Genomic DNA, 21,877 nt, shown 5'->3' on the forward strand with positions numbered 1-21,877 from the left:
TCTGAAAGGCAAACCTCGAAAAATTGCGTGTCAAAATACCCGAATTCCCCACCATTAGAAAGAGTATTGACAGAGCGTCTGGCTTTTGCGAGCCTCGCATCAGTCAAAAGCGCTTTCAATTTTGAGGACGATCGGAAGCGTCAACGGAGGAGTTTGACTATGAATATTTCCATGAAAACTTTGTTCCTGTGCGGAAGCGTGCTTTCCGCGGCGGTTTCCGCGCAAGCCGCCGAGCTTTCCATTGCCGCCAATTCCACCGGCAAGAACGTCGCGTTCTTCCGCGAAAGGATCGCCGCTTTCGAGAAAGAGACCGGCCACAAGGTCAATCTCGTCACCATGCCGTCGTCATCCAGCGAACAGTTCAGCCAGTACCGGCTGTGGCTTGCCGCCGGCAACAAGGATGTCGACGTTTACCAGACGGACGTGATCTGGGCGCCGCAGCTGGCCGAGCAATTCGTGGATCTGACCGAGGCGACGAAGGACGTCATCGGCGATCATTTCCCCTCCATCGTCGCGTCGCAGACGGTTGACGGCAAGCTCGTCGCCATGCCGATGTTCACCGACGCGCCGGCGCTTTTCTATCGCAAGGACCTGCTCGATAAATACGGCAAGCAGCCGCCGAAGACTTGGAAGGAACTGAGCGAGACCGCCAAGGAAATTCAGGACAAGGAACGCGAAGGCGGCCAGAAGGACCTCTGGGGCTTCGTTTTCCAGGGCAGCGCCTATGAGGGCCTGACCTGCAACGCGCTGGAATGGATCGCTTCCGCCGGCGGCGGCCATATCGTCGAGACCAATGGCGATATCTCGATCAACAACGAGAAAGCCGCAGCCGCGATTGAAGCGGCCAAGGGCTGGGTCGGCACCATCGCACCGCAGGGTGTGCTGGCCTATAAGGAAGAGGAAGCGCGCGGCGTCTGGCAGACCGGCAATTCCGTCTTCATGCGCAACTGGCCCTATGCCTATGCGCTTGGAAATGGCGCTGACAGCGCCATCAAGGGCAAGTTTGGCGTTACGCCGCTTCCGGCCGGCGCTGAAGGCGAGGCCCCGGCCTCGACACTTGGCGGCTGGAACCTCGCCGTTTCGAAATATTCGGACGACAAGGAAGCCGCCATCCAGCTCGTGAAATTCCTCGCGTCGAAAGACACTCAGAAAATGCGTGCGATCCAGCTCTCCAACATGCCGACGATCGCATCCCTTTACGATGACAAGGATGTTGCTGACGCGCAGCCCTTCATGCCGACATGGAAGCCGATCTTCCAGACTGCCGTTCCGCGTCCGTCCGCCTCCGCAAAGGTGAAATATAATGAGGTTTCAGCCAAGTTCTGGGGTGCCGTGCACAACACGCTCTCCGGCAACGGTACGGCGGCTGAAAATCTCGAACTTCTCGAGGTTGAACTGACCGATCTCAAAGGCAACGGCTGGTAATCCGGCCCGCGCGGGCGGCGGTCTTGACTGATCGTTTCCCGCGCTCCAACCGCGAGATATCCTCATGAACGACATCGCCCTTCAAAGACCGGTCGTAACATCCCGCGCCGGCTCCGATCTGCAGTCGGAACGTCTGAAATCCGCCTGGCTGTTCCTTGCCCCCACATTTCTGGTGCTGGCGCTGGTGGCCGGCTGGCCGCTGGTGCGCACCGTCTGGTTCAGCCTCACCGACGCCTCGCTCACCAATCTCGAGGGGGCGCAATTTGTCGGCCTCAAGAACTACCTCACCTGGATCACGCTCAGCAGCGGCCGCACCATCTATCGCGGCCTGCTTGCCGATCCCGCCTGGTGGGGCGCGGTTCTCAACACGCTCAAATTCACCATCGTCTCCGTCAGCCTCGAAACGGTGCTTGGCCTCATCGTCGCGCTGGTGCTGAATGCCGAGTTCAAGGGGCGCGGCCTCGTCCGCGCCGCCATTCTCGTGCCCTGGGCCATTCCTACCATCGTCTCGGCACAGATGTGGGCGTGGATGCTGAACGACCAGTTCGGCATATTGAACGACCTGTTCCTGAATCTGGGACTGATCTCCAGCAAGATCGCCTGGACCGCCAATCCCGAAACCGCGATGGTCGCCGTCTTGATCGTCGACATCTGGAAGACCACGCCCTTCATGGCGCTGCTCATCCTCGCCGGCCTGCAGATGGTGCCGAAGGACATGTATGAGGCGGCAAAGGTGGATGGCATCCACCCCGTCAAGGTGTTCTTCCGCGTCACCCTGCCGATGATCCGCCCGGCCCTGATGGTCGCCGTCATCTTCCGCATGCTGGATGCGCTGCGCGTCTTTGACCTCATCTACATCCTGACGCCGAACAACGCCCAGACCCGCACCATGTCCGTGCTTGCACGCGAGAACCTGTTTGATTTCGACAAGTTCTCCTACGGCGCGGCGGCCTCGACCATGCTGTTCCTCATCATCGCCTCGATCACGGTCATCTATATGTGGCTCGGGCGCGTCAACACCGATGGAGCCGCGCAATGACCCTTACCGATATCGTCAAAACCACGGCCTTTTACGCGCTGGTCGCCGTCATCATCGTCATTTCGGTCTTTCCGTTCTATTACGCGATCCTGACCAGCCTGAAATCGGGAACGGCGCTGTTCCAGATCAACTACTGGCCGCGCGAATTCTCGCTTGCCAATTATAACTTCGTCATTGGCAATGGCAGCTTCCTGCGCAATCTCGGCAACTCGCTGATGGTCGCTTCGTCGGTCGTCGTCTTGTCGCTGTTCCTGGCGGTCACGGCTTCCTATGCACTGGCCCGCGTCCGCTTCCGGGGTCGCGCGCTGCTGCTCCTTACCATCCTGTCGGTCTCGATGTTCCCGCAAATCGCGGTTCTCGCCGGCCTGTTCGAACTGATCCGCTGGGCGGGCATCTTCAACACACCGCTCGCGCTGATCTTTTCCTACATGATCTTCACCCTGCCCTTCACGGTCTGGGTGCTGACAACCTTCATGCGCGACCTGCCGATCGAGATCGAGGAAGCGGCGATCGTCGATGGCGCAACGCCCTGGGTCATCATCACCCAGGTGTTCATGCCGCTGATGTGGCCGGCGCTTGTCACGACAGGGCTTCTCGCCTTCATCGCGGCATGGAACGAGTTCCTCTTCGCGCTCACCTTCACCTCATCAAACGAGCAGCGCACGGTGCCGGTCGCCATCGCACTCCTGTCGGGCGGCTCGCAGTTCGAAATCCCGTGGGGAACGATCATGGCCGCGTCGGTCATCGTCACCGCTCCGCTCGTCGTCCTCGTTCTGATCTTCCAGCGACGCATCATCTCCGGCCTCACCGCCGGCGGCGTCAAAGGCTAGGAGAAAATTCATGACCACCATTCAACTGCGCGATCTTCGCAAATCCTTCGGCGCCTTCGAAGTCATCAAGGGCATCGACATGGACATCCGCTCCGGCGAATTCATGGTTTTCGTCGGCCCCTCAGGCTGCGGCAAGTCCACGCTGCTGCGCCTCATCTGCGGGCTGGAGGAAATTTCCAGTGGCACGCTCTCTTTCGACAGCGAGACGGTGAACCGCCTGCCGCCCGCCAAGCGTGGCGTCGCCATGGTGTTCCAGTCCTATGCACTTTATCCGCATATGACCGTGTTCGATAACATGGCCTTCGGCATGAAACTGTCGGGCGCGGACAAGGAACAGCGCCGGAACCGCGTCGAAGCGGCGGCCGATATGCTGCAGCTTACGCCCTATCTGGAACGCCTGCCCAAGCAGCTTTCCGGCGGCCAGCGCCAGCGCGTCGCCATCGGCCGCGCCATCGTGCGCGATCCCAAGGTCTTCCTGTTCGACGAGCCGCTCTCCAACCTCGACGCGGCGCTGCGTGTCGCCACGCGTCTCGAAATCGCCAAGCTGCACCGCTCGATGCATGACACGACGATGATCTACGTCACCCATGACCAGGTGGAGGCCATGACGCTGGCCGACCGTATCTGCGTGCTGCGCGATGGCCGCGTTGAGCAGATCGGCACGCCGCTGGAGCTTTACGAAAGCCCGGTGAATACCTTTGTCGCCGGCTTCATCGGCTCGCCGAGGATGAATTTCCTCGCCGGCAAATATGCCGAGGCAGAAGGCGCCAAGACCATCGGCGTCCGCCCCGAACACATTACAATCGCGACCGACGGCAGCGGCTGGAGCGGCGAGATCGTCCATTCGGAAATGCTGGGATCGGACAGCTACGTCTATGTCGAGATCGGTGCCGGTGAACCCGTCGTCGTTCGCGAAGAGGGCGTCACGGGCCGCAAGGCCGGCGAACGCATCGCCATCGCGCCGGATGCAGCACAGATCCACCGCTTCGACGCCGAGGGTCGGGCGCTTGCGCGCAATCCCGCCCGGGGCGCTGCCTGAAGATTTAACTTTCGCCGGGATCACCCAAGGTACCGGCTTTTACCGAGGAGCATGAAAATGACCATCAACACCGTTGTATGGGGCGAAAATATCCACGAACACATCAATGAGACGGTGCGTTCGATCTATCCAAACGGCATGCACAACACCATTGCCGATGCGCTGAACCAGAATCCCGAGATCAATGCCACCACGGCCACGCTGCAGGAGCCGGAACACGGCCTGTCGCAGGAGCGCCTCGACAAGACCGATGTGCTGGTCTGGTGGGGCCACAAGGACCATGGCGCGGTTCAGGACGAGATCGTCGAGCGCGTTGCAAAACGCGTCTGGGAAGGCATGGGCCTCATCGTCCTGCATTCCGGCCATTTCTCCAAGCCGTTCAAACGCCTGATGGGCACGCCCTGCGCGCTGAAATGGCGCGAGGCGGGTGAACGCGAGCGTCTGTGGACCATCAATCCGCGCCACCCCATTGCCGCCGGCCTGCCGGAGCATTTCGAGCTGGAAAACGAGGAAATGTATGGCGAGCAGTTCTCCGTGCCGGAGCCTCTGGAAACCGTGTTCATCTCCTGGTTTCAGGGCGGCGAGGTCTTCCGTTCCGGTCTCACCTGGCGTCGTGGTGCGGGCAATATCTTCTATTTCCGCCCCGGCCACGAGACCTATCCGACCTATCACGACGCCAATGTGCAGAAGGTCATCAGCAACTCGGTGAAATGGGCCTATAATCCCGTTGGCGCACTGAAGAGCATTCACGACGCCCCCAATGTTCCCGTCGACAAGGCGCTGGAGCCGATCGAGGAACGCGGCCCCAAGCTGCACAAGGCAGGCGAAGCAGGTTACAGGTAAATAGCCATGAGACTTCTCATTCTCGGAACCGGCGGCATGGCCAACAACCATGCCACCTATTTCTCGCAAATCCCCGGCGTCGAACTGGTCGCGGCGGTGGATGTGGACGATGTGGTGGTGCGGGGCTTTGCGCTCCGCCACAACATTCCGCTCTCCTTCACCTCGCTGGATGACGCCATTGCCTGGGGTGAATTCGACGCGGCGGCCAATGTCACGCCGGATGCGATCCACCATCCGACCAGCCTGAAGCTGCTGGCGGCCGGCAAGCATGTTTTCTGCGAAAAGCCACTGGCGGAAAACTACGCAAAGGCCGCCGAAATGGCCGATGCCGCCGAAAAGGCCGGCCTCGTCGCCATGGTCAACCTCACCTATCGCAATGTCGCACCCTTGCAGGCGGCGCGTGAAATGGTGCTGGCAGGCGAGATCGGCAAGGTGCGGCATCTCGAAGCCTCCTATCTCCAGAGCTGGCTCGTTTCCAAGGCCTGGGGCGACTGGATGACGGAGAGCAAGTGGCTGTGGCGGCTCTCCACCAAGCATGGCTCCAACGGTGTGCTGGGCGATGTCGGCATCCACATTCTCGATTTCGCCTCCTATGGCGCGGGCAGCGATGTGGAACGCATCTTCACGAGGCTGAAGACCTTCGACAAATATGAAGGCAATAAAATTGGCGTCTACGACCTCGACGCCAATGACAGCTTCACCATGACCGCCGAACTGGAAAACGGCGCCATGGGCGTCATCCATGCCAGCCGCTGGGCGACGGGGCACCTCAACGAACTTCGTCTGCGCATCCATGGCGACAAAGGCGCGCTGGAAGTCATCCACACGCCCGACTATTCCAGCCTGCGTGCCTGCATCGGCGAGGATGTGGAAAAGGCGATCTGGAAGACGATCGATGTCGGCCCCGTGGCAACGAATTACGAAAAATTCGCCAAGGCCGTCATGGAAGGCGGCCCTGCCGATCCGGATTTCCGTCATGCGGCCAATCTGCAGAAAGTGCTCGATCTATCGATCATCGCGGATCGGGAGAGGCGCGAACTGGCCGTTTCGGCTTGATGTGAAAGAACAATATGCGGCACGACGTTGCCGCGTATTTCTTCTCCCCGCCGGGGAGAAGGTGGCCCGAAGGGTCGGATGAGGGGGCAAGCTCTCCGAATATCGCTGACGTTGCCCCCTCATCCCGCTGCCGCGACCTTCTCCCCGGCGGGGAGAAGAAGCAAGTGGCACCCGCTCGCTCAATCCGCTATGCGCTTTCTCAAAGACGCGGACTACGGCGTGGAATTTCACTCCCGCACAATCTACACGCCGCGCTTATTCCCCCACAACAGCACATGCAGCTGCGGCAGCACCCGGGCGGAAAACCAGCGATCTTCGCTGACCTTGTCCACCAGCCACAACATCCGGTCCATCACCCCATCGATATCCACACGCGCATCGTCATCATCCGGCGGCGGCGGGGTATGGTTGCCGGGCTGGAGATAGACAGGCAGATGCGGAAAACGCGCAGATGCTGCCTTGGCATAGGCGTAATCCGCATCGTCGAACACCACGATCTTCAGCGCCACCTGCGGTCCGTCACCGGCGGTGGCAAGACAGTCCTCGAAAGCCCGCCAGTCCGTTTCCATGCCGCTTGACGGCGGCTTGGGGCTCAGAACCAGATGGTCAAGATCGGCAAACCAGTCTTTCGCGATGCTGCCCTGCGTTTCCAGTGCGAAACGATACCCCTCGCCCTGCCCCTTCGCGATCAAGGCCCCGAGCGGCTGGATGGCCGGGTTGCCGCCTGAGAGCGAGACCGTCAACGGCACGCCGCCGGAAAGCCGCCGCACCTCCTGCCAGATCGCCTCGACCTGCATCGGCTTCCATGTATCGCGGTACTCGCTGTCAACGGCATGCAGCGTATCGCACCAGGAGCAGCGGTAATCGCAGCCGCCAGTGCGCACGAAAACGGTCGGCAGACCGATCAGCACGCCTTCGCCCTGAATGGTCGGCCCGAAGATTTCGCTGATGCGGATCGTGGTTTCCTTGGCTGCAATCTTGTGTGCAGCCGCCGTCATGGCCGGTATTCCGCCCAGGTCTTGGCGGTTTCGCTGACCCGCACGGCGCTGGTTTCCGGCAGGCGATCCTTGCACCAGTCGTAGAAATGCTTCGCCAGACATTCCGCCGTCACCCGGTCATGGCCGAGAACGTCGTTCAGATGGCGATGATCGAATTGATCGTCGATATAGCGCTTCAGCGGCGCAAGCTCGTGATAGTCGCGCACGAAACCGTGCTCGTTCAGCGCTTCGCCCGCAAGCTCGATCTCGACGATGTAATTATGCCCGTGCAGGCGATTGCACTGATGATCCGACGGCAGGCTTTTCAGCTGGTGCGAGGCGGAGAAGTGAAATTCCTTGGTGATGCGGAACATCAGCGCACCTCCTGCGCCGCATAGGCATGGGTGGCCGCCACCCAGAAATCCGGGTCTTCATAGTCGGTCGGGTCGGTGACACCGGCCAGATGAAAGGCCTCGCGCCGTTCGACGCATGTGCCGCAGCGGCCGCAATGGGTAAGGCCGCCCTTGTAACAGGACCATGTTTCGCCGAAGGGCGTGCCATATTTCACGCCATCGGTCACGATCGCCGCCTTGGAAACGGTGACATAGGGCGCGAAGAGCTTGACGTCGGCATAACCTTCCAGCGCATGCGCCTGCATGGCATTGAAGCTGTCGATGAAGCCCGGCCGGCAGTCGGGGTAGATGAAGTGATCGCCGCCATGCACGGCAATCGCAACCGCATCCGCCTGCTGCGCGGCAGCCAGCCCGAAAGCGATGGTGAGCATAATGGCGTTGCGGTTCGGCACCACGGTGGAGCGCATGGTCTCTTCCGCATAATGCCCGTCCGGCACCGCAATGTCGTCCGTCAGCGCCGAGCCGGTGAGATGCGCACCGATGGTGCGGATATCGATGACGTGATGCGGCACGCCGAGCCGTTTTGCGCAATCGGCCGCGAAATCCAGCTCCTTCTTGTGGCGCTGGCCATAGTCGAAGGAGACGAGAGCGAGAAGTTCGTGTTCCGCCGCGATTTTATGCGCAAGCGAAACGGAGTCCAATCCGCCGGAGCAGATGACGATGGTTTTCATAATTTGGGATCCCTTGTTTTGACCGGGTGGGCTGCGACCGGATTACGGCGCGGCTTTAAACCAAACCGGACGACTTGTGAAGGGCTTTGCCGAATTCGCAGCAAACCCGCACAATCACAAAATCACCTCGCCATAGCAACAAGACGAAACAATCGGGACATATGGGGGAAACCGGCGCGATCTAGAACGGACTGAAATTTGCTGTTCTTGAAGGGTCTTGCCGATGACGGCGGCTGATACAATTCTATTTTCGCTGAACAACCTCAGCTCTCTCGGCACCGGCATCCTGATGGCGATGGCGGGTATGCTTTATATCACGCTCACCATTCGCGGGCTGATCGCCGCTCTCCGCCATGGATAGAGCACTCGAGCCGAAACGTCACCGGTTCAGGCGCAATCTCACAACCGGCCTCTTCGTCGCCTCTGCAGCGCTCGTCACCGCCACCGGCATAGCGTCGTTCGTGTTCCTGATCTGGATGGTCAGGACCGTTGCGCGCTGGCTGGGCCTTTTTATCGGCCTGTGAAGTCGAATGAACACGCGACGCTCGCCACTAAATGGCAGAGCGGAAAAGGCCCGGCGAACTGGCAGTGCGCCGGGCCTTTTTTCATTGGCTGTGCGCTCAGCGCAGCAGCGCCTGCGCCTCCTCGATCCCGAGTGCAGCCGGCTGGGTGCAGGTCGTCGTCATTTCGATGAAACGGCCTTCCTCCCCGGATTTGAGGATCGACGTCATCACATCGATGCCGTGCAGGGAGCGATCCAGCGAGCAACGGGCATCGCGGCCTTCCAGAATAGCGATTGCCATATCCACAAGGCCCGCCGTGCGATAGTTGGCGCGCGGGCCGTTCGGGCTTTCCTGATTGGCAATGCCGAAGGGATGCGCCCAGTCTTCCAGCGGCTGGATATCCTTATCCCGGCCGCTTGCCTCCACCACACCGCCGAAGAAGTTCGGGTCAGGCACGTAGATCGAGCCTTCCGTGCCATAGAGCTCCATATTGGCGTGGCGATGCGACCAGACATCCCAGCTTGCCGAAAGCGTGATCGTCGCGCCGTTCACGAATTCCAGCAGGGCATGGATATTGGTCGGTGTTTCGACGGGAATAATTTCGCCGTTCAGCGGCTGGCTGGTCACCGTACGGGTCGGATTGGCCATGCTGGTCAACGCACCGACGCGCTTCACCGGACCGATGAGGTTGATGAGATTGGCGATGTAATAGGGACCGAGATCGAGGATCGGCCCGCCGCCCTTCAGGAAGAAGAAGCCGGGATTGGGGTGCCACATTTCCATGCCGGGGCTCATCACATGGCAGGTGCCTGACGTGATGCGCCCGACCTTGCCCGCGTCGATATATTGCCGGGCAAGCTGATGCGCGCCGCCAAGGAAGGTATCCGGCGCGCAGCCGACGGAGAGGTTCTTCTCCCGGGCGATGCGCCGCAGCTCCTCGCCTTCCTCGAGCGAAAGCACCAGCGGCTTTTCCGAATAGACGTGCTTGCCCGCCTCAAGGGCGGCTTTCGACACCGGAAAATGCGCGGCGGGAATGGTGAGGTTCACCACCACATCGATATCCTTGTTGGCGAGCAGTTCCTCAATGGACTGCGCGACAACACCGAATTCTTCCGCCCTCAGCTCCGCCGCATTGCGGTTGAGGTCGGCGCAGGCAAGCACCTTGATGCCCTTGAAGAGCGGTGCCAGCGAGAAATAAGCAGACGAGATATTGCCGCATCCGATGATGCCGACGCCAAGATCCCTGGCCATGATGCAAACTCCGAAATTGAAACTTAGTAGGTTTTGAAAGATGCGATCGAGCGGGTGATCAGCCGGTCGATATCCTTCGGATTGTCGTGCTCGACCACGAAATGTTTTGTGGCGGATTTCGCTTTCAGCGCCGCGACGAGGCCCTTCCAGTCCACTGTACCGTGGCCGACATCGGCCCAGCCGTCCTCATCCGCATTCTCGCCTGCTGGTGCGATGTCCTTCACGTGTACCGCAGTAATGCGTTTGCCATAGCTTTCGATCCATGCGAGCGGATCGGCATTTCCTCTGATAATCCAGGCGATATCCGCCTCCCATTTCAAATCCGGACCACCGGCAAAAATCTGCTCCTGCGGTGTGGAGCCATCGCCAAGCGTCTTGAATTCGAAATCGTGGTTATGCCAGCCGAAGGTCAGTCCTGCATCCACGAAGGGCTTTCCGGCTTCCTGCAGGCGCTTGCCGAAAGCGAACCAGCCTGCGGCATCTGTCGGGCGTTGGTCAGGCATCAGATAAGGGCAATAGATCGCCTCAACACCCAGAACTTTCGCGATGTTCAGCGCCTTTTTCGGATCGCCTTCCAGAAGGTCGAGGCCGAAATGGCCGGTCGGCATGGCAAGGCCATTGGCGTCGAGTTCGGCGCGCAGGCCTTTCAAACCGGCATCATCCAGCGAAGCGTACATCGCGCCATAACCTTCGACATGTTTATAACCCGCCGCCGAAAGCTTCTTCAGAATATCGGAAAAAGGCTGGAAATTACGGGCGCTGTAAAGCTGGAAACCGAGTTCTGTCATTGTCTCCTCCATAGAGATCTGGGTCTTGGGATTGTGTGTGGGGGTAAATCGAAGCTGTTCTAGAGCCGGTCCTCGCTTTGCGCGTCGAACAGTGAGGCCATCGTCATGTCGAGGCCGAGGCGCACCTTGGTGCCGGGTGAAAACCGCCTGTGGCCGCCGACGCGCACGGACATGGTATGCCCGGCATGTTTCAGCCAGATCAGATTGTCGGCGCCCATCGGCTCCTCGATATCGACAATCGCCTCATGCACTTCGCCGCCGACGATATCGGCATCGACGCGCACATGTTCGGGGCGAACGCCCAGAACCACGGCACGGCCGGCGGCGAGCGGCGTTTCCGACTGGTAGCCATCCAGCGCGAAAGTCACGCCATTGGTGGTGAAAACCACCTTTCCGTCCTTCTCGATCAGCTCACCACGCAGGAAATTCATCGACGGCGAGCCGATGAAACCGGCGACGAAGAGGTTTCGCGGCTTGTTGTAGATGGTGACGGGATCGGCCAGCTGCTGGATGACGCCGCTTTTCATGATGGCGATACGGTCCGCCAGCGTCAGCGCCTCGATCTGATCATGCGTCACATAGATCATGGTATTCTTCAGCGACTGGTGCAGCCGCTTGATCTCGACGCGCAGTTCCGAGCGCAGCTTGGCGTCGAGGTTGGAGAGCGGCTCGTCGAACAGGAAAACATCTACATCCCGCACGAGCGCCCGGCCGATGGCCACACGCTGGCGCTGGCCGCCGGAAAGCTCGGCGGGCTTGCGCTTCAGCAGCGGCTCGATCTGCAATATGCCGGCTGCCCTTTTCACACGCCGGACGATTTCCTCTTTCGGTACCTTGGCGACCTGGAGGCCGAAGGACAGGTTCTTCTCCACCGTCATCTGCGGATAAAGCGCATAGGACTGGAACACCATGCCGATGCCGCGATCCTTCGGCTCTTCCCAGGTGACGTTGCGGTCCTTGATGAAGATTTGCCCGTCGGTCGGCTCCAGAAGGCCGGCGATGCAATTGAGCAGGGTCGACTTGCCGCAGCCGGAAGAGCCGAGCAGCACGAGGAATTCGCCGTCGTAAATATCGAGATTGAGGTCTTTCAGCACGGTAACGGCACCGAAGGACAGGGATAGATCGCGGATGGAAACGCTTTTGTTCATATAGCTCAACCTTTTACTGCGCCTGCGGCAATGCCACGGACGAAAAGCCTGCCGGAGACGAAATAAACGATCAGCGGCACGGCACCCGTCAGAAGGGTTGCGGCCATGTTGACGTTGTATTCCTTCACGCCCTGCACGGAGTTGACGATATTATTGAGCTGCACCGTCATCGGGTAATATTCCGGCCGCGTGAACACCACGCCGAACAGGAAGTCGTTCCAGATGCCGGTCACCTGCAGGATCATCGCGACAACGAAGATCGGCAGCGACATGGGCAGCATGATGCGGAAATAGATCTGCCAGAAATTGGCGCCATCGATGCGCGCCGCCTTGAACAATTCTTCCGGCAGAGAGGCGAAGTAGTTACGGAACAGCAGCGTCAGGATCGGCATGCCGAAGATAGTGTGCACGATAACGAGGCCGGTCAGCGTGCCATAGACACCCATTTCGCGCAGCACGATGACGATCGGATAGATCATCACCTGATAGGGTATGAAAGCGCCGATGATGAGGATCGAGAAGAACAGCTCCGACCCCTTGAACTTCCAGTTGGCCATGGCGTAGCCGCTGACGGAAGCGACGACGATCGAAATGACGACGGAAGGAACGAGAATGCGCACGGAGTTCCAGAAGCCGCGCGAAAGTCCGTCGCAGTTCAGGCCCGTGCAGGCATTGGCCCAGGCCTTCACCCAGGGCTCGAAGGTGATTTCCACCGGCGGCGCGAAGATATTGCCAAGCCGGATTTCCGGCATGCCTTTCAGCGAGGTGACGACCATCACGTAAAGCGGCAGCAGATAATAGGCGGCAGCCACGAACAGCGTGCCGTAAAGAATGATGTTGCGGCGGGAAAAGGTCTTCCTCGGCTTCCTGCCGCGCGGGCCGGAAAGGTCTTTGGCAACCGCATCGGTGGCGGCCACGACCGTGTTTAGTGTGCTGATATTAGCCACGCTTCTTGCCTCCGAATTCGAGGTAGGCCCATGGAATGATGATGATCGCGACCGTCAGGAGCATCATTGTCGAGGCGGCGAAGCCCTGCCCCAGATTCTGCGCCTGGAACATGTAGTCATAGACATATTTCGCCGGCACTTCGGACGCGATGCCCGGCCCGCCGCTCGTCTGCGCCACCACCAGATCGTAGACCTTGACGATGCCGCTGGCGATGATGACGAGGGTGGTGATGAAGACAGGCCGCATCATGGGAATGATGATGAGGATATAGGTCTTCCACATGGGAATGCCGTCAACACGCGTCGCCTTCCAGATGTCCTCGTCTATGCCGCGCAGACCCGCCAGCATCAGGCACATGACGAGCCCCGTGCCCTGCCAGAGCGCCGCAATCAGGATGCCGTAGATGACGATCTGCGAATTATAAAGCGGATCGAAGGTGAAGCTTTCCCAGCCCATCGAACGCACCACCGACTGGATGCCGAATTCCGGGTTCAGCAGCCATTGCCAGACAAGGCCGGTAACGATGAAGGACAGTGCGAAGGGATAAAGAAAAATGGTGCGGAAGGTGTTTTCGAACCGGATTTTCTGGTCCATCAGCGCCGCCAGCACGAAGCCGATGACGAGGCTGAAGATGAGCGACAAAACACCGTAGATCGCCAGATTCTGGATGGAGACGATCCAGCGCGGCGCGGCCCACAGACGTTCATATTGGTCAAAACCGATGAAGCTTGCCCGCGGCAGAAGTTTTGAATTGGTGAAGGAATAAACCACCGTCCAGATCGTCCCACCGAGGAAGATCACCATAGCGGTCAAGATCATGGGAATGGAGGCAATCTTGGAATTGAGATTGCGAAAAAGCTGATTTGGACGCCTGGAGCGCGTTTGACCTGCCATGTCACCTCCTCCTGTAACGTTACAGTAAACGGTCAGGCAAAAGCCTTACCGCATGAACCCTCTGCCCGCACTGGTGATTATCGCACGGACCGGACGTTGGAGCGGGGAGCGGCGAACCGCTCCCCGACCCGGAGAGATCACAATCAGTCAGCGGAACCGATGAGGTCCGCAAAGCGCTTCTGGCCGTCTGCCGCCGACATCGAGCCGGCGAAGAATTCGGCCATCAGGTCCTCCTTCTGTTTCTGCGTATCGGCAGAAATCAGCTGGTCGGTACTGGTGAGCGCATTGCCCTTCGCCAGAATTGCCAGGCCCTTCTTCATGCAGTCATTGGCGGCGTTGAGATCGACGTCGCCACGGATCGGCAGCGAGCCTTTCTTCAGGTTGAAGGCGACCTGTGTTTTCGGATCGACGATGGTTTCAGCCAGCACGTCCTGCGCCTTGGTTTTCGCCTCGTCCTTCAGGACCGGGAAATAAAAGGCATCGCCGCCGGTGGTGATATAGTCATTGAGGCCGAGACCCGGCAGGCAGGAATAATCCGTACCGGCCTTCTGGTTTGCAAGCTGGAACTCACCCTGCGCCCAGTCACCCATGATCTGGCCGCCGGCCTTGCCGGTTATGACCAGGTTGGTCGCCTGGTTCCAGTCCTGCACATTGGTGCCCTTGGCCATGTCACGGGCCTCGACGGCCGCCGCGAAAATCTTCGCCATCTCAGGCCCGGCTGCCGCTTCGGCATCCTTGTCGCCATAGACTTTCTGGTAGAGATCCTTGCCGCCAATCGAAAGCGTCAGCGTGTCAAACAGGCCGTTGGCCTGCCATGCCTGCCCGCCAAGGGCGAGCGGCTGGATGCCGGCCTTTTTCAGCGCCGGTGCGGCTGCAACGAATTCCGTCCAGTTCTTCGGAACCTCGACACCCGCCTTCTTGAAGGCTTCGTTGGAAAGCCACAACCATTGCCAGGAATGAATGTTGACCGGCGCGCAATAGATCTTGCCGTCGATAGTGCAGCTATCGAGCAGGCTTGCCGGCTTGATGACCTCTTTCCACTTGCCCTTTTCGGCAACGTCGGAAAGGTCGCGCATCAGGCCGGCCTGCACCAGCTCTTCCGCCTGCCGGCCGTGGTTGAATTGGGTGGCGCCCATCGGGTCACCGCCGGTGATGCGGCTGATCATGATCGGACGGGCCGTGCCGCCCGAACCGGCAATGGCGCCATCAACCCATTTATTGCCGGTGGCGTCGAAAGCCTTGGCAAGCTCGGCAACAGCGGCGGCTTCGCCACCCGATGTCCACCAATGGGTCACCTCAAGATCGGTGGCCCCGGCCATGCCCGCCGGAATCATGACACTGGCCAAAAAGGCCGCAGAAATAACACGCATTCGCATGAGTCTCCTCCCTCACTGAAACGTTGCAGTTGGAACGTATGCGAAGATTTTTGATTAGGCAACCGCCTAAGATACGAATCTCGCCAGCGCTCCCAAGGGTATTTCAAACGGCCGCAATCCATACTGAACAGCCGGCCAGGAGACGTGGTGAGATGGCGTAACCCACAGGTAATGCAGGCCTTTTACAACGCTTCAGAACCCGGCTCCGCTCTCGGCGCAAACCCCACGGGATAGACAGGTGAAGGCGACAATGAAAGCTTGGCACATTCTTTTGATCATCGGATTGGCGGGTGTCGCATCGCTCCTGCTGGTACCGGTTGAGCAACTTGCACCGGGACAGCAGCTATCTTTTCAAATACGCCTGCTGATGCTCATCCAGCCCGCGATGCTGACCGTTGCAGCGGTGGCGATTGGTCAAGCCCTGGCCGGCAAGGCAGGGCTCGGCGCACCACTGATCCATGCCCTTGTCGAAGGAAGCAGCATGCGCGCCGTGCTGCAAAGACAGGCGATGCCCGCGCTTCTGGCGGGCCTCGCCATCGGTTTGCTGATGATTACCTATTCGGCAGCGGTCCTTCCCGCGGTTACGGATGCATCGACCCGGACAATGATGGCCGCCTTTCCCGTTCCACTGACGACACGGATTCTCTACGGTGGAATCACGGAAGAGATTTTGACCCGATGGGGCCTGATGTCGTTTTTCGCATGGGTGCTCTGGCGCGTCACGGGAAGGGGCCGGGCAGGTCCGGCCCTGATGTGGACCGCTATCCTTCTGGCGGCAGCCCTTTTCGCCGCCGGCCACCTGCCACTCTTGTTTGCCGTAGCTACCGATCCGCAGCGATCACTGATCGCCGCGATTCTGCTCGCAAATTTTATCCCCGGCCTGTTGTTCGGTTGGCTTTTCTGGCGGCGGGGGCTTGAGGCGGCCATGCTTTCCCATGCCTTCGCCCATGGCGTGAACGCGCTGGCCTCCTGAGCCGCCGCGATCCCATCAGTCGCGGTCAGAAATCTTTCGGCACCAGATTGCGACACGGGCGAAGGCCCGTCTCGCCCCATGATGCCGCCTGCCCCCGCGCCACAATCCTACTGTCGCTTGTAATCATCCTCGATACGGATGACGTCGTCCTCGCCAATATAGGCTCCGGTCTGGATTTCGACCAGTTCGAGCGGGATCTGCCCTTCATTGGCAAGCCGGTGCGGCTGGCCGATCGGAATATAGACGGATTGGTTTTCCGTCAGCAGCCGGGTCTCCTCGCCAATCGTCACCGTCGCCGTTCCCTTCACGATGATCCAGTGCTCGGAACGATGATAGTGTTTCTGGAAAGAGATGCGGTGGCCGGGATCGACCGTGATATGGCCGACACGATAACGCTCATCGACATACATATGCTCGATATAACCCCACGGACGATAAACACGCTTGTGGCTTTGCGTTCTCGGCGCATGTTCGCCGTCCTTCAGCGTCTCCACCAGCCCCTTCACATCCTGTACCCGGTTTTTCGGCACGACCAGAACCGCGTCCTTGGTGGCCACTACCACCAGGTCCTTGGCGCCCACCACCGTCGTCAGCAATTGCGTGGAATGGATGAGGCAGCCTTCGGAATCGATGAAAACGCCATCGCCTTCCAGCGCATTGTCGTTACCGCGCTTGTCGGCGATCTCCCAGATCGCGTCCCAGCTGCCAATATCCGACCAGCGAAAATGGCCATGCACCACGGCCATGCGCTTGGTCTTCTCGATCACGGCATAGTCGATGGAGTTCTTCGGGGAAGCCTCGAAACTTGCCTGATGCAGACGCACGAAACCGAGGTCGCTTTCATATTGTTCAACCGCCTGCGTCACCGCCGCAAGAATCTCCGGTGCGAAGGCCTTCAACTCGGCGATCATCACATCGGAGCGGAACAGGAAGTTGCCGGAGTTCCAGAGATAGCCCTTTTCCAGATAGGAAATCGCAGTCTTCACGTCAGGCTTTTCCACGAAGGCCTCGACGGTGCTCAAATCTTCTTCGCCATCGATCGCCTCACCCGGCTTGATATAGCCATAAGAGGTACGCGGTTCCGTCGGCACCAGGCCGAAAACGACGATATTGCCCTGATCGGCAGCCTTGGCGCCAAGCTTCACGGCGTCGGAAAATTTATCGGCATCCAGCACCACATGGTCAGCGGCAAGCGCCAGCACCAGACATCCGGGCTCGCGGCGCTCAGCCAGCACGGCGGCGGCGGCCATGGCGGCGGCGCTGTCGCGGCGGGCGGGCTCCAGCACCACCGTTGCCGGCAGATCAATCTCTTCCGCCTGGCGGCGGGCGAAGAAGCGGAAATCCTCGTTGGTGATCACCAGCGGCTCGGAATAAAGCGTCTTGTCACCCACCCGAGTCAATGTCTGCTGATAGGTCGAAAGATTGCCGACCAGCGGCTGGAACTGCTTGGGTAACTGATCACGCGATACCGGCCAAAGCCGAGATCCCGCCCCGCCAGCAAGAAGAACCGGTGTGATCTTTCGAGAATGTGCGCTCACAACAAAACCTTTCCAAATCTAAAAAATTCCCGGCGCGCCGGACAATATACATATTTGCCAATGCTGCCATCATCGGTTCACGGGCGGATAAGCGCAAGCTCATAAGTTCGCCTTGTGAAAGCTTGGTGAACAAGCGGAAGGACATGTTGATTGTTGGCGGCCCCATTTCGCTAACGCGGCGTGGTACGCGAGGTTCCACGGAACCCGGCACGAAAAAAACCTTCGGAAATCGCAGGAATCTGCCCATCTCGAAAACCACACGGATGGCCGAGCCATGGCGCATCAGGTGTGCGGCACCCGCCAACTAAACAAATTAATCGATTGAATCGGCCGCAAATTTCATCACGCTTAAATTTGCTGCACTGAACAACATTCAAGGCTTGGCAGGGGCGCGAAAAATACAATAACAACGGCGGATATTTTTACATTGTTATCGACACGAAAGCGCGCTCAGCCCATGTCCGACACGACGAAACCCGCCAGCACCAGAACATCGGTTACGGATCAGGAAGCCCTGGATTTCCACGCGGAAGGCCGGCCGGGGAAACTGGAAATCACCCCGACCAAGCCGATGGCGACGCAGCGGGACCTGTCGCTTGCCTATTCGCCAGGCGTGGCCGTGCCGGTGAAAGCCATCGCCGAAAATCCGGCAACCGCTTACGATTATACAACGCGCGGCAACATGGTTGCGGTCATCTCCAACGGCACAGCCATCCTCGGTCTCGGCAATCTCGGCGCGCTTGCTTCAAAGCCGGTCATGGAAGGCAAATCTGTTCTCTTCAAGCGTTTCGCCGATGTCGATTCCATCGATCTCGAGGTCGATACCGAAGACGCCGATGAGTTCATCAATTGCGTGCGTTACCTTGGCCCCTCCTTCGGTGGCATCAATCTGGAAGACATCAAGGCGCCGGAATGTTTCATCATCGAAAGCCGCCTGCGCGAGCTGATGGACATTCCCGTTTTCCATGACGACCAGCACGGCACCGCCATCATCGCCGCCGCCGGCCTCATCAACGCCATCGAACTGACGGGCCGCGACTTCAAGACGACCAAGCTGGTCTGCAACGGCGCGGGTGCGGCGGCAATCGCCTGCATGGACCTCATCAAGGCCATGGGGTTCAACCCTGAAAACATCACGCTCTGCGATACCAAGGGCGTGATCTATCAGGGCCGTACCGAAGGCATGAACCAGTGGAAATCCGCGCACGCGGTGAAAACCAGCAACCGCACGCTGGCGGAAGCCATGAAGGGCGCGGATGTCGTATTCGGCCTCTCCCAGAAGGGAGCTTTCAGCGAAGAGATGATCCGTTCCATGGCGCCGAAGCCGATCATCTTCGCCATGGCCAATCCGGACCCGGAAATCACCCCCGAGGAAGTGTCGCGCATCCGTGACGACGCCATCATGGCAACCGGACGTTCGGACTACCCGAACCAGGTCAACAATGTCCTCGGCTTCCCCTATATCTTCCGCGGCGCGCTCGATGTCCGCGCCAGCCAGATCAACGACGCGATGAAGATCGCGGCGGCACAGGCGCTCGCCGATCTTGCCCGCGAGGATGTGCCTGACGATGTGGCCGCCGCCTATCAGGGCAACCGCCCGCGTTTCGGATCGCAATATATCATTCCCGTTCCCTTCGATCCGCGCCTGATCTCAGCGATTCCGGTGGCCGTGGCGAAAGCCGCCATCGAAACCGGCGTCGCCCGCCGTGAACTGCCCGATCTCGACGCTTACGCCCGCGAGCTCTCCGCCCGCCGCGACCCGATGGCTTCGACCACGCAGCGCCTTTACGAACGGGTACGCCGCTCGCCGAAGCGGGTCGTTTTTGCGGAAGCCGAAGAAGAACAGGTCATGCGTGCGGCGATTTCCTTCACCGCACAGGGCCTCGGTACCGCCATCCTGCTCGGCCGTGACGATATCATCAAGGCTAATGCGGAACGCGCCGGCATCGATCTCGACCGCGCCAACATCGAGATCACCAACGCCCGCCTTTCCAGCCGCGTCGATGCCTATGTCGATTATCTCTATGCGCGTCTGCAGCGCGGCGGTTTCCTGCTGCGCGACGTACAGCGTCTGGTCCACAATGACCGCAACCATTTCGCCGCCTGCATGGTGGCGATGGGCGATGCGGACGCCGTGGTCACCGGCGTTACCCGCAATTATTCGACGGCGCTGGAGGATATCCGCCGCTGCATCAACACCAAACCCGGCCATCGCGTCATCGGCGTATCGCTTGTTGTCTCGCGCAACCGCACCGTCTTCGTGGCCGATACCGCCGTGCATGACATGCCGAACGCGGAAGATCTTGCCGATATCGCCGAAGAGGCAGCCGGCCTCGCCCGCCGTTTCGGTTACGAACCGCGCGTTGCCATGCTCGCCTATTCCACCTTCGGCCAGCCGACCGGCGAACGCTCCGACAAGGTGCGCGAGGCGGTGAAAATCCTCGACCGGCGCAACGTCAATTTCGAGGTCGACGGCGAAATGTCGGCCGATGTGGCACTGAACCATCACCGCATGCAGAGCCAGTATCCCTTCGCCCGGCTTTCAGGCCCGGCCAATGTGCTGGTCATGCCCGCCATTCATTCCGCCTCCATCTCCACCAAGATGCTGCAGGAACTGGGCGGCGCAACCGTCATCGGCCCGCTTCTCGTCGGCCTCGATAAATCGGTGCAGATCACCTCGATGGGTGCGAAGGACAGCGATATCGTCAACATGGCGGCAATAGCGGCCTATAACGCCGGACGATAAGCACAGGGCGTGCGGCCGGCTTCTTCTCCCCGCCGGGGAGAAGATGGCCCGAAGGGTCAGATGAGGGGGCAAGCTCTCCGCATATCTCTACCCTCACCCCCTCATCCCGCTGCCGCGACCTTCTCCCCGACGGGGAGAAGAGACAAGCCGGATGTGCTCGCTCCACATGTGGCCATCCGGCCCTCAGCGACATCCGGACTACTCTCCCGCCCCTGACAGGCAGGCACGTAGCGACGGAGAAAAGAACAGGATTCTACGATTCCAAATTATTAGGATAATTTTTCTTTCTGAAAGATTTATTGGAACCGGATTTTATTCATACTATTTTTCACGCAATGCCAATTCTCGCTCTTGGCGGGTGCCTCATGTAGTTTCCACCTACAATCAAAAGGAAATACCCATGGCCCTCTCTTTCTCCAGATTTGCCGCAAAACTCATTGCCGGAACCGTTGTCATCGCTTCGATGGCCACCGCCGCTCACGCGGATGCAACGCTCGACCGGATCAAGGGTCGCGGTAAGCTCACCGTCGGCGTCATCCTGTCCGGCGCGCCTTTCGGCTTCATCGATCCGAAGACGCAGGAGCAGAAGGGTCTCAACATCGACGTCGCCAAGGCGTTGGCCGCCGGCCTCGGTGTCGAGCTGGTCACCGAAACCGTGACCCCGCCCAACCGCGTGCAGTTCCTGCAGCAGGGCAAGGTCGATATTCTGATCGCCAACATGCAGTATACGGAAGAGCGTGCCAAAACGCTCGATTACGTTCCGACCCCCTATGACCGCCAGGGTGGCGCCGCCATCGGCCGCAAGGACAGTGGCATCAAGGACTGGCCGGACCTGAAGGGCAAGATCGCCTGCGTTTCGCAAGGCTCGAACTACACCCAGCCGCTGATCGAACAATATGGCGCGCAGGTTAAGGCACTGCCGAGCCAGCCGGAATCGCTGCTGGCACTCAAGGGCGGCAATTGCGACGTCTCCGTTCACGTCAACGGCACGCTGAGCCTGATGCTTCAGGACCGCGCCGATGAGTGGAAGGATTACGGCATCCTCATCCCCACCGACCTGATCCCGTCTGATTCCGTGATCTGGCTGCGCAAGGGCGAAAGCGACACGCAGGCCGCTCTCGACAAGATCGTCAAGGAACTGCACGCCTCCGGCAAGATGCTCGAATTCGCCAAGGCCAACCGTCTGCCGAGCATCGGCTATATGGAAGAGCAGCAGAAGAAGCTTTCGGCGCAATAAGACAGGCGCAGGGTCGCTCCGTTCCTTGCCTGTCCTCACCGCAGGGGGAGGATGATGCCGAACAGGCGGAGTGATTTCCTATGACCATCAGGAACGGCCGGTTTCGCCCGCCGTTCTTTTCTGCTTTAAAGCAAGACAGGTCATTCTGGCGCCGCCTGCAGGGCGGCGCACCCGCGACAACA

19 protein-coding genes are annotated in these 21,877 nt (G+C 59.7%); 9 read left to right on the forward strand and 10 right to left on the reverse strand.

Annotated elements, in window-relative coordinates; translation table 11 throughout:
* Window positions 1-159: 159 nt before the first annotated feature.
* From FY152_16015 to FY152_16040, 6 genes are all read left to right on the forward strand, one after another.
* Entirely contained in the window at window positions 160-1,425 is a 1,266-nt protein-coding gene (locus FY152_16015) for an ABC transporter substrate-binding protein (GenBank protein UXS33676.1), read from the forward strand.
* A 64-nt stretch (window positions 1,426-1,489) separates the two neighbouring features.
* Window positions 1,490-2,464, forward strand: coding sequence for a sugar ABC transporter permease (locus FY152_16020; GenBank protein ID UXS33677.1), 975 nt, complete (start codon window positions 1,490-1,492; stop codon window positions 2,462-2,464).
* Complete coding sequence (locus tag FY152_16025; GenBank protein ID UXS33678.1) at window positions 2,461-3,294, forward strand: carbohydrate ABC transporter permease; 834 nt, start codon at window positions 2,461-2,463, stop codon at window positions 3,292-3,294. The genes FY152_16020 and FY152_16025 overlap by 4 nt, the downstream gene beginning before the upstream one ends.
* 10 nt (window positions 3,295-3,304) lie before the next feature.
* On the forward strand, window positions 3,305-4,333 hold the full coding sequence (locus FY152_16030; GenBank protein UXS33679.1) for an ABC transporter ATP-binding protein: 1,029 nt from the start codon (window positions 3,305-3,307) through the stop codon (window positions 4,331-4,333).
* 57 nt (window positions 4,334-4,390) lie between these two features.
* Window positions 4,391-5,176, forward strand: a complete 786-nt coding sequence (locus FY152_16035; GenBank protein ID UXS33680.1) for a trehalose utilization protein ThuA — start codon at window positions 4,391-4,393, stop codon at window positions 5,174-5,176.
* A gap of 6 nt (window positions 5,177-5,182) precedes the next feature.
* The gene (locus FY152_16040) at window positions 5,183-6,232 is read left to right on the forward strand and encodes a Gfo/Idh/MocA family oxidoreductase (protein ID UXS33681.1); all 1,050 of its coding nucleotides are present in this window, start codon (window positions 5,183-5,185) and stop codon (window positions 6,230-6,232) included.
* A gap of 242 nt (window positions 6,233-6,474) precedes the next feature.
* Here the strand turns inward: FY152_16040 and queE are convergent, their stop codons facing one another.
* The 9 genes from queE to FY152_16085 all read right to left on the reverse strand — a co-directional run bounded on the left by queE (window position 6,475) and on the right by FY152_16085 (window position 15,201).
* Complete coding sequence (gene queE / locus FY152_16045) at window positions 6,475-7,230, reverse strand: 7-carboxy-7-deazaguanine synthase QueE (protein UXS33682.1); 756 nt, start codon at window positions 7,228-7,230, stop codon at window positions 6,475-6,477.
* A complete protein-coding gene (queD, locus tag FY152_16050; GenBank protein ID UXS33683.1) occupies window positions 7,227-7,583 on the reverse strand; it encodes a 6-carboxytetrahydropterin synthase QueD in 357 nt (118 codons plus the stop codon). Before queD ends, queE begins: the two co-directional genes overlap by 4 nt.
* Window positions 7,583-8,293 carry a 7-cyano-7-deazaguanine synthase QueC gene (queC, locus tag FY152_16055; protein ID UXS33684.1) on the reverse strand — a complete coding sequence of 237 codons (711 nt, stop codon included), beginning with the start codon at window positions 8,291-8,293 and terminating at the stop codon, window positions 7,583-7,585. Before queC ends, queD begins: the two co-directional genes overlap by 1 nt.
* 620 nt (window positions 8,294-8,913) lie before the next feature.
* Window positions 8,914-10,047, reverse strand: a complete 1,134-nt coding sequence (locus FY152_16060; protein UXS33685.1) for a Gfo/Idh/MocA family oxidoreductase — start codon at window positions 10,045-10,047, stop codon at window positions 8,914-8,916.
* 23 nt (window positions 10,048-10,070) lie between these two features.
* Window positions 10,071-10,835, reverse strand: a complete 765-nt coding sequence (locus tag FY152_16065; GenBank protein ID UXS33686.1) for a sugar phosphate isomerase/epimerase — start codon at window positions 10,833-10,835, stop codon at window positions 10,071-10,073.
* A gap of 59 nt (window positions 10,836-10,894) precedes the next feature.
* Window positions 10,895-11,983, reverse strand: a complete 1,089-nt coding sequence (locus FY152_16070; GenBank protein UXS33687.1) for an ABC transporter ATP-binding protein — start codon at window positions 11,981-11,983, stop codon at window positions 10,895-10,897.
* A gap of 5 nt (window positions 11,984-11,988) precedes the next feature.
* Window positions 11,989-12,930, reverse strand: coding sequence for a carbohydrate ABC transporter permease (locus tag FY152_16075; GenBank protein UXS33688.1), 942 nt, complete (start codon window positions 12,928-12,930; stop codon window positions 11,989-11,991).
* On the reverse strand, window positions 12,923-13,825 hold the full coding sequence (locus FY152_16080; GenBank protein UXS33689.1) for a sugar ABC transporter permease: 903 nt from the start codon (window positions 13,823-13,825) through the stop codon (window positions 12,923-12,925). Before FY152_16080 ends, FY152_16075 begins: the two co-directional genes overlap by 8 nt.
* Before the next feature lie 143 nt (window positions 13,826-13,968).
* Window positions 13,969-15,201: a carbohydrate ABC transporter substrate-binding protein gene (locus FY152_16085; protein ID UXS33690.1), complete on the reverse strand. Its 1,233-nt coding sequence runs from the start codon at window positions 15,199-15,201 to the stop codon at window positions 13,969-13,971.
* A 250-nt stretch (window positions 15,202-15,451) separates the two neighbouring features.
* Here FY152_16085 and FY152_16090 point away from each other — a divergent pair, with 250 nt between their 5' ends.
* On the forward strand, window positions 15,452-16,174 hold the full coding sequence (locus FY152_16090; GenBank protein UXS33691.1) for a CPBP family intramembrane metalloprotease: 723 nt from the start codon (window positions 15,452-15,454) through the stop codon (window positions 16,172-16,174).
* A gap of 107 nt (window positions 16,175-16,281) precedes the next feature.
* Here the strand turns inward: FY152_16090 and FY152_16095 are convergent, their stop codons facing one another.
* On the reverse strand, window positions 16,282-17,712 hold the full coding sequence (locus tag FY152_16095) for a mannose-1-phosphate guanylyltransferase/mannose-6-phosphate isomerase (GenBank protein UXS33692.1): 1,431 nt from the start codon (window positions 17,710-17,712) through the stop codon (window positions 16,282-16,284).
* A gap of 457 nt (window positions 17,713-18,169) precedes the next feature.
* On the opposite strand from FY152_16095, the gene FY152_16100 reads away from it, so the two are divergent.
* Together FY152_16100 and FY152_16105 are read left to right on the forward strand one after the other, a co-directional pair.
* Window positions 18,170-20,458 carry an NADP-dependent malic enzyme gene (locus tag FY152_16100; GenBank protein UXS33693.1) on the forward strand — a complete coding sequence of 763 codons (2,289 nt, stop codon included), beginning with the start codon at window positions 18,170-18,172 and terminating at the stop codon, window positions 20,456-20,458.
* Window positions 20,459-20,858: 400 nt separating this feature from the next.
* The gene (locus FY152_16105) at window positions 20,859-21,695 is read left to right on the forward strand and encodes a transporter substrate-binding domain-containing protein (GenBank protein ID UXS33694.1); all 837 of its coding nucleotides are present in this window, start codon (window positions 20,859-20,861) and stop codon (window positions 21,693-21,695) included.
* The last annotated feature ends 182 nt before the right edge of the window (window positions 21,696-21,877 follow it).

The sequence above is a fragment of the Agrobacterium tumefaciens genome (assembly GCA_025560025.1).
Taxonomy (GTDB): Bacteria; Pseudomonadota; Alphaproteobacteria; order Rhizobiales; family Rhizobiaceae; genus Agrobacterium.

Excerpts from the sequence above, each read along its gene's own strand:
- FY152_16030 (UXS33679.1), top strand. The coding sequence starts at position 3,305 with ATGACCACCATTCAACTGCGCGATCTTCGCAAATCCTTCGGCGCCTTC.
- FY152_16060 (UXS33685.1), bottom strand. The coding sequence starts at position 10,047 with ATGGCCAGGGATCTTGGCGTCGGCATCATCGGATGCGGCAATATCTCG.
- FY152_16035 (UXS33680.1), top strand. The coding sequence starts at position 4,391 with ATGACCATCAACACCGTTGTATGGGGCGAAAATATCCACGAACACATC.
- FY152_16020 (UXS33677.1), top strand. The coding sequence starts at position 1,490 with ATGAACGACATCGCCCTTCAAAGACCGGTCGTAACATCCCGCGCCGGC.
- FY152_16100 (UXS33693.1), top strand. The coding sequence starts at position 18,170 with ATGTCCGACACGACGAAACCCGCCAGCACCAGAACATCGGTTACGGAT.
- FY152_16105 (UXS33694.1), top strand. The coding sequence starts at position 20,859 with ATGGCCCTCTCTTTCTCCAGATTTGCCGCAAAACTCATTGCCGGAACC.
- FY152_16040 (UXS33681.1), top strand. The coding sequence starts at position 5,183 with ATGAGACTTCTCATTCTCGGAACCGGCGGCATGGCCAACAACCATGCC.
- FY152_16090 (UXS33691.1), top strand. The coding sequence starts at position 15,452 with ATGAAAGCTTGGCACATTCTTTTGATCATCGGATTGGCGGGTGTCGCA.
- queC (UXS33684.1), bottom strand. The coding sequence starts at position 8,293 with ATGAAAACCATCGTCATCTGCTCCGGCGGATTGGACTCCGTTTCGCTT.
- queE (UXS33682.1), bottom strand. The coding sequence starts at position 7,230 with ATGACGGCGGCTGCACACAAGATTGCAGCCAAGGAAACCACGATCCGC.
- FY152_16080 (UXS33689.1), bottom strand. The coding sequence starts at position 13,825 with ATGGCAGGTCAAACGCGCTCCAGGCGTCCAAATCAGCTTTTTCGCAAT.
- FY152_16025 (UXS33678.1), top strand. The coding sequence starts at position 2,461 with ATGACCCTTACCGATATCGTCAAAACCACGGCCTTTTACGCGCTGGTC.
- FY152_16065 (UXS33686.1), bottom strand. The coding sequence starts at position 10,835 with ATGACAGAACTCGGTTTCCAGCTTTACAGCGCCCGTAATTTCCAGCCT.
- FY152_16015 (UXS33676.1), top strand. The coding sequence starts at position 160 with ATGAATATTTCCATGAAAACTTTGTTCCTGTGCGGAAGCGTGCTTTCC.
- FY152_16070 (UXS33687.1), bottom strand. The coding sequence starts at position 11,983 with ATGAACAAAAGCGTTTCCATCCGCGATCTATCCCTGTCCTTCGGTGCC.
- queD (UXS33683.1), bottom strand. The coding sequence starts at position 7,583 with ATGTTCCGCATCACCAAGGAATTTCACTTCTCCGCCTCGCACCAGCTG.
- FY152_16085 (UXS33690.1), bottom strand. The coding sequence starts at position 15,201 with ATGCGAATGCGTGTTATTTCTGCGGCCTTTTTGGCCAGTGTCATGATT.